This is a genomic window from Phycisphaeraceae bacterium (genome assembly GCA_019636735.1).
Classification (GTDB): Bacteria; Planctomycetota; Phycisphaerae; order Phycisphaerales; family SM1A02; genus VGXK01.
Genome location: JAHBWY010000020.1, coordinates 1 through 6,487, shown reverse-complemented (window position 1 = coordinate 6,487; position 6,487 = coordinate 1). Strand labels below are relative to the sequence as shown.

Here is a 6,487-nt window from a genome sequence, read left to right as displayed (position 1 = left end):
GCCGCTACCGCGCACCATGGGATTGATCGCAAAGATATTCGGAGCCGCCTCGAAGGCAGAGGCTGCCGGCGCCTCGTTGATTGGCCCGGCTTGGGAGGCAGAACCCATCACGGATGCGCCCGCTTTCTTCCGCGCCCTGCCGGACTTGTTGCCGAGCGGCTCGATTCTCTACCTGGAGGACGTTTGTTCCACCGAGGGCATCGCCTTGGCGCGCCGCTACTGCATCGAACCGCAACTGAAGCTCGCTCTGGGGACTGTGTGGCCGCGCCCCAAATTCTTTCATCTCCCGCTCACAGCAGCGTCGGCGGCTGAGCTTGCTCAGTTCGCCGAGCATCACGCCACGCCTGAGATCGGAGTTCACATTCATGCCTATCATGACGATCAGGTGCTCCTTGAGTGGCACGATGCGTTCGGTCAGCCTCTCCGCCTTTCGACGGCCTTACCCGAATCACGCGTGCGCAGCTTTTGTGAGTTACTTCACTGCAATTACAACAATGAAGCGGCCTAACCATGCGCTCCAGCGAACCCGGCCATCGCGTCACTGTTGCAATCGTGGCCTCCCGCGGGCCGGGTCGCTGAGCTTGGGTCGTTAGGCGGCAGAAGCCCGGACCCGTGGGCGAATGATCTGGAGTCCAGGTTCCGCATGGCAGAGTTCGGTGGTGAAGGGTCCAGATCGTGGTAGAGTGTTGTCGTAGCCTGGCGGAGTTCGGTGGTAATGGGCACTGGCTCTGGTAGTGTGTGTTTGTAGTGGGTGTGGTCTTCCAGAGTTGGCAGTGGGTGCGGTCACTGGTAGTGTTGGTTCGGGGGCGGTCGTTGGCCATGTTGGTGCGGGGTGCAGTCGGCCAGGGTTCAGTCTTCCAGAGTTGGTGCGGGGTGTAGTTGTTGGCCATGTTGGTGCGGGGTGCAGTCGGCCAGAGGCCGAACCAAACGCTGCACCTGACGGGGCCGCATGTAGGGTTTTTCAGATTCACATAGGCAACTCGGGCGGCCCCGCAGGTGAGCTAGGTCGTTAGCGCCATAGCCCCGGCACCGTTCCACGCTTCCTTCGAGTTCCAGGTTGAGGAGGGTGGTCGGCCGCAACGCGTCTTCAACTCGATCTGCCGTTCGGCGTCCAGCACCCGGGGCGGTCGCGCCGCGGCATTGTTCTCGCAAGTGCGCCGATCGATGTCGCGCCGCGCTCGAGCACAAAGGCGCGCTCAAGGCCGTGTGCCGTTCCCGGTTCGTGCGGGTCCGCCCCGGGATGCTTCGTCGCTCCGTCGTGGCGGCTCCCAAACGCGGCCGCGGTCGAGATCACGCGGCGCGGAGCAGTCGAGCGTTCCGATCAGTGCGGCCGCCACGGCGCTAACCAGCTGCTGCAGCCGCCAAAGGCCCTCTGGCATCCGCGGGTTGGGCGGATCGCGATAGCTGGCTACACTGGCCCGCGGATCAGCCGCTCAAGGCCCCCGAGCGGGGCCTTTGCGGCTGAGCAACATCGTTAGAACCGGTGACCCAGCACCGCTCCACGCCTTCACGCGTACTTGGTTGGGAGGGTATCGGCCTCATCGCGGCAGCGACGGTTGCCCCCTGTTCATCATCCAGCACCCGGGGCGGGCGGTCCAATGCACCGTTCTCGCATGCGCGGCGAGCAGCGCACCGCGCCGCTCGCGCTTGATCGCGCGAGGAGCGCCAACCGCCGTTCCCGGCTTGCTCAGATCCGCCCCGGGATGCTTCGTCGTTCCAAGCTGGCGATCGGAAGCTCCGTCCGGGCCGGGATCAAGCGGGGCTGCGGCGTCGAGCGCACCGGGGTTCGCGTCGCAGACGGTTCTAACCAGCTGCTGCAGCCGCCAAAGGCCCCTGATCGGGCACCGTCGCGTTGGCGACGGTCTCCAAGGCAGCCGTGGGTAGACTGCCTGCGTCCGCTCAGTCGGCGACTGCCCGGCGACGCTGCCGGGGCCTTTGCGGCTGAGCAACATCGTTAGTTGGAATGCTTCTGTGGATCACGTTCAACGGACTCTACTTCTGACGCGCGCCATTGAGTCCACGTTCAACTCGTCTGACTGGACTGAGGTCGGACTCATCACCGGTACGAGAGCCTGGATTGATTCTCATTCCCGACTGCTTCGGAGCCTCAGTTGGGGCGACAGCGACTACAAGGGTCACGTCATTGATGCAGTTGAGCACATCCTCGGCCTGAAGCCTGACAACCTTAGGGTGCTCTTGGACTTTCCCAAACTTGCACAGTGGATGCGTGAGCGCGAGCCGGACTCCTACGCCAGACTCCTCGCGGAAGTCACAGGTGCGCATGTAGCATCGGTGGTTCCGCGGTCGGCAACCAATGCCGCGGCCGCCGCACTCGCCGATGCGGAGGTTCTTTTGCGGGCGCGCAACCCCACCAGCGCGCTCGATCGGATTCACACTGGACTGCACGCATTCCTCAAGGGCGCATGCGACTCATCAGGGATCACGTATCCGCCCGACCTCCCTGCTGGCCGTCTGCTCCGTTTGCTTCTTGAGCAACACCGCGCGCTGCAACTCACCGGATCTCAGCACGAGGCAATGCGCACGCTCCTGCGAGCGGCGGGCGCCATGATCGACGCTCTTGGAACGATCAGGAACAACGCTAGTCTTGCGCATCCCAACGACGATCTCTTGGACTACGAGTCTGCCATATTCGCAATCAATCTCGCTCGGTCGGTCATGCGCTTCATGGATGCTCGACTCGCGCCGTCTCCAGAGACCGCACCACCAGTTGTGGCATCCAACTAACAAGCTGCTGCAGCCGCCAAAGGCCCCATGAGCACCGGCGAGCCGGCGACGGTTCCAAGGCAGCCGTGGGTAGAATGCCGGCGTCCGCTCAGTCGGCGACTGCCCGGCGACGCTGCCGGGGGCCTTTGCGGCTGAGCAACATCGTTAGGTAGCGCGATCGCGAGGTCTTCAGCGTGTCCCACCAGCCAGAAGTGTTTGCGCGAGTCGGCGTGTCAGTCCTGCTGACGGCCTTCATTGGCCTGATGTGTGCGCTCTTTGCCATCGTCCCAGCCGCTCTCTCGGTTCAACTGTGGGCGGGACTTGCGCTCTCCGTGGCCTTCGGCGCCGTTGCCATCGTGTCGGTGTGGCGCTGGTCACCCGGCGTCAACTCGACTCAACGAATCTGGGCCAGCGTCTTCTTCGCGTACCTGCTCATCGCGCTCATAGACGCGTTCGCTTCGCCCCAGACTGGCGACTCAGCCGGCGTGTTCGAGGATCGCGTTCGCGCAGCGGTCTTTGTCGGGCTGGTTGGCATCCCGCTCCTGGTGTTCGTGATTCGCGGCCGCATTGATGACTTGCTGCTGGCGGCGATGATCAAGGCCATTCAGCCTCTTGTCCAAGGCAACAAGCGGCCCGGGGGGTAGCAGCAAAGGTGGAGACACCCAGTCCATCGGGCAAGCCAACGCCCAGAGCGGCTCGAGGATCTAGCGAGCCTACCTAACTCCCAGCTCAAGCCGACAACCGCTGCGGGTCGGCCGCTTAGAATCGTCGGCCGCGAGCTGCCGCAGCGTTTGCGGCTTAGCAGCACGTTAGGCACTTCAAGTCCCCGATTTCAGGTCTTGCAATGCGATTCGTTCATACCCGAGGTCAGTGCGGATTTGTGGTCGTGACTCTGCTCGCAGTCGCGCTCGCGCTTCATTTTTCCTTCTGCGCCTGGGTCTACAAGGCCTCTGGATACAGCGCCGCGCTCGTCGGTACCTGGGAACCCGCCACGAATACAACTCTCTGGACCGGAGTTGTCGCCAAGAATACCACACCTATTCCGGCCTCTATTTTCGGACTCGTAATCCCGCTGGTCCTCACCGGATTTGCTGGCTTCATCGTGTTGGGCTGGCGCCATCGCTCTCGTATCGCCGCAGGACTTTGCGGAACCTGCGGGCATCGTGTCATTGTTGCGGCAAAGCTACGCTGCCCTGAGTGCGGAACTCTCTCGGAACGCGCCGTATCGAGCATTTCGGAGTCCCTGCCATAGACTCTGCAGCGCTACTGCCTAACTAGGCGCTGCAGCCGCCAAAGGCCCAATGAGCACCGCCGAGTCGGCGATAGTTCCCAAGGCAGCCGTTGCTAGACTGCCTGAGTCAGCCCCGGCCCGCGACCTTCGGCCGCGGTCACGGGGCCTTTGCGGCTGAGCATCATCGTTCGGCGGACTCGATGGCGGACAGTTAATTAAGGGCATGGCCACGGCAGCGTGGATTGGACCCCGATGACGGCAACTCCCACTCTAGAGTTCTCGAATGATCGCCCCTTGTCGAGCAAGTCCGACGACAAACTGAATCGCGCAACGTTCGCAGAGCGCGTGGTGGGGGTGCTGCGCGAACTGCCGAAGGGTGCGGGCCTGGTTGTCGGCATTCATGGGCCGTGGGGCGATGGCAAGACGACGGTGCTGAACATGCTCCGAGCCGATTTGGACGCGGACGGCGCGACGGCCACAGTCGAGTTCAACCCGTGGCGGTTCACAGACGAGCCCGCGATGCTCGCGGGCTTTTTCCGGGTGCTTGCGGGGGTCATCCGCGCGAAGCTGACGACGAAGGGCGAGGACATCGCAGGCTGGGTCGAGAAGATAGGGCGCTACGCCAGTGTCGTGGACGACCGGTTCGGCAGAGCCGGTGAAGTTGCGGGTGCCAAAGCCGAGGCGAGCCTTGAAGATCTGCGCAGCCGGCTCTCGGAAGCACTCGCAAAGGCCGACAAGCGAATCGTCGTCCTCGTGGACGACGTCGACCGCCTTGACAAGCATGAGACGCACACGCTGTTCCGGCTCATCAAGGCATGCGCCGACTTCCCGAATGTCTGCTACGTCCTCGCCTTTGACGACGTGGCCGTGGCCAAATCGCTTGGCGAGCGTTACGGCGCGGGCGACGAGGCGTCGGGTCGGGCCTTCTTGGAGAAGATCATCCAAGTGCCCCTCAAGCTGCCGGTGGCAATGAAGGAGGACTTGCGGTCGCTGTGCTTCCAGCAGGTCGATCAGGCAATCAGCGCGGCGGGGATTGAACTGACCAAGGAAGACGTCGGCGGATTCGTGTCGGGTTTCGATCGCGGCATCTCGATCAGGCTCGACACGCCCCGCGCGGCCAAGCGGTACGGGAACGGCTTGATGTTCGCCCTGCCGATGCTCAGGGGAGAGGTCAACATCGTGGACCTGCTCTTGATCGAGGCCGTGCGGGCGTTCTACCCGGCGATCCACGACATCATCCGGGCCAATCACGACAAGCTCTCCGGCGTGGAGTCGGAACACAGGCGACGGGGCCACGATGGGCCGCGCGCCGCGGCGCTCTTGAAGCCGGTGGTCGACGCGCTGCCCACAGAGGAGCAAGAGGCGATCAAGTCGCTGCTCAAAGGTCTGTTTCCGAGGCTCGGCAGTGCATACGGGGGCGGTGGATATGGAAGCGACTGGCTCTCGCCTTGGGCGAAGGCCAAGCGGATTTGTTCACCGGACTACTGCGCCCGATACTTCTCGTACAGCGTCCCCAAGAGCGACGTGCGCGACTCGGAAATGGAGGCGTTGTACGCGAAGGCCGCCAAAGGACCAGCTTCCGAGGTTGGCGCAGACATCGTTGCCTACTTCACGGGCAGCAAGGCCAAGCGGGTCATCGAGCGGATGCGGCAGCACGAAGAAAGCACATCGACCGAGGCTGTGCCTTCGCTTTGCCTCGCGATCGCCGCGAACGCGAAGCACATCCCCAATCCCCCTTCCCTGTTCAGTTTCGCTGAGCCGGTGTCACAGGCGGGCATTCTGATCTCGCACCTCATCCGACGGCTTCCCGCAGGATCCCAGCGTGTCACGCTGGCGAAGCAGGTCATCGAGGCCGCTGACCCGCTGTGGTTCGGCGACGAGGTACTCCGTTGGCTTCACGTGACCGACGACGCAGACAAGTCCGATAGCAACACGTTGACGAAGGACGAGGTCAGGGAGGTTGGCATGGTGCTCGTCAGGCGCATCAAGGATCGCGCGAACGCCGGTGAGCCGTTGTTCAACGTGGACGTGCCGCAGGAGCAATCGCTCCTGTACGAGTGGTGGCGGGTCGAGGGACGCGAGCCTGTGCAGGCACACCTTGCCTCGGTGTTCGCCAAGGACTCCAAGAGAATCGCACTGTTTTTGCAGGCAATGGCTCCGAGATCGTGGGGCGAAGGCGATGTACTGCCGCGTGTTGGCGAGCTTGATGGAAACCAACTCAAGAACATCAAGCTGATCTATGACCTCGACGCGCTCGCCCAACTGATTCGTCAGCACTTGCCGGGTGACTTCGAGAATCTGCAGTGGTTCCCGGACAGCGGCAAGCCCGTTGAGCAGCGACTGGCCGAGCAGTTCATGTTCGTCTACAACAAGTGGAAGAAGGACGGCGAACCACCGGATGCTGGCGGAAAGAGTGACGACGAACCCAATCAGATTGGATCCGCTGAAGCTGTTGTCGAAGACCTGAACGATCAGGCCGCCGAACAAGCCGATGCAGCGGACCGGCCCTCGGCCGGCCGCTGATCGGCAAGG

General features: G+C 63.1%; 4 protein-coding genes. All 4 read left to right on the top strand.

Annotated elements, in window-relative coordinates:
- Positions 1-508, top strand: a 508-nt coding sequence (locus tag KF724_13765; GenBank protein MBX3356756.1) for a hypothetical protein, incomplete at its 5' end; no start/stop codon positions are given.
- Positions 509-1,971: 1,463 nt separating this feature from the next.
- Entirely contained in the window at positions 1,972-2,745 is a 774-nt protein-coding gene (locus KF724_13760; GenBank protein MBX3356755.1) for an abortive infection family protein, read from the top strand.
- A gap of 173 nt (positions 2,746-2,918) precedes the next feature.
- Positions 2,919-3,368 carry a hypothetical protein gene (locus KF724_13755; protein MBX3356754.1) on the top strand — a complete coding sequence of 150 codons (450 nt, stop codon included), beginning with the start codon at positions 2,919-2,921 and terminating at the stop codon, positions 3,366-3,368.
- Between the two features lie 881 nt (positions 3,369-4,249).
- Positions 4,250-6,478 carry an AAA family ATPase gene (locus KF724_13750; protein MBX3356753.1) on the top strand — a complete coding sequence of 743 codons (2,229 nt, stop codon included), beginning with the start codon at positions 4,250-4,252 and terminating at the stop codon, positions 6,476-6,478.
- The last annotated feature ends 9 nt before the right edge of the window (positions 6,479-6,487 follow it).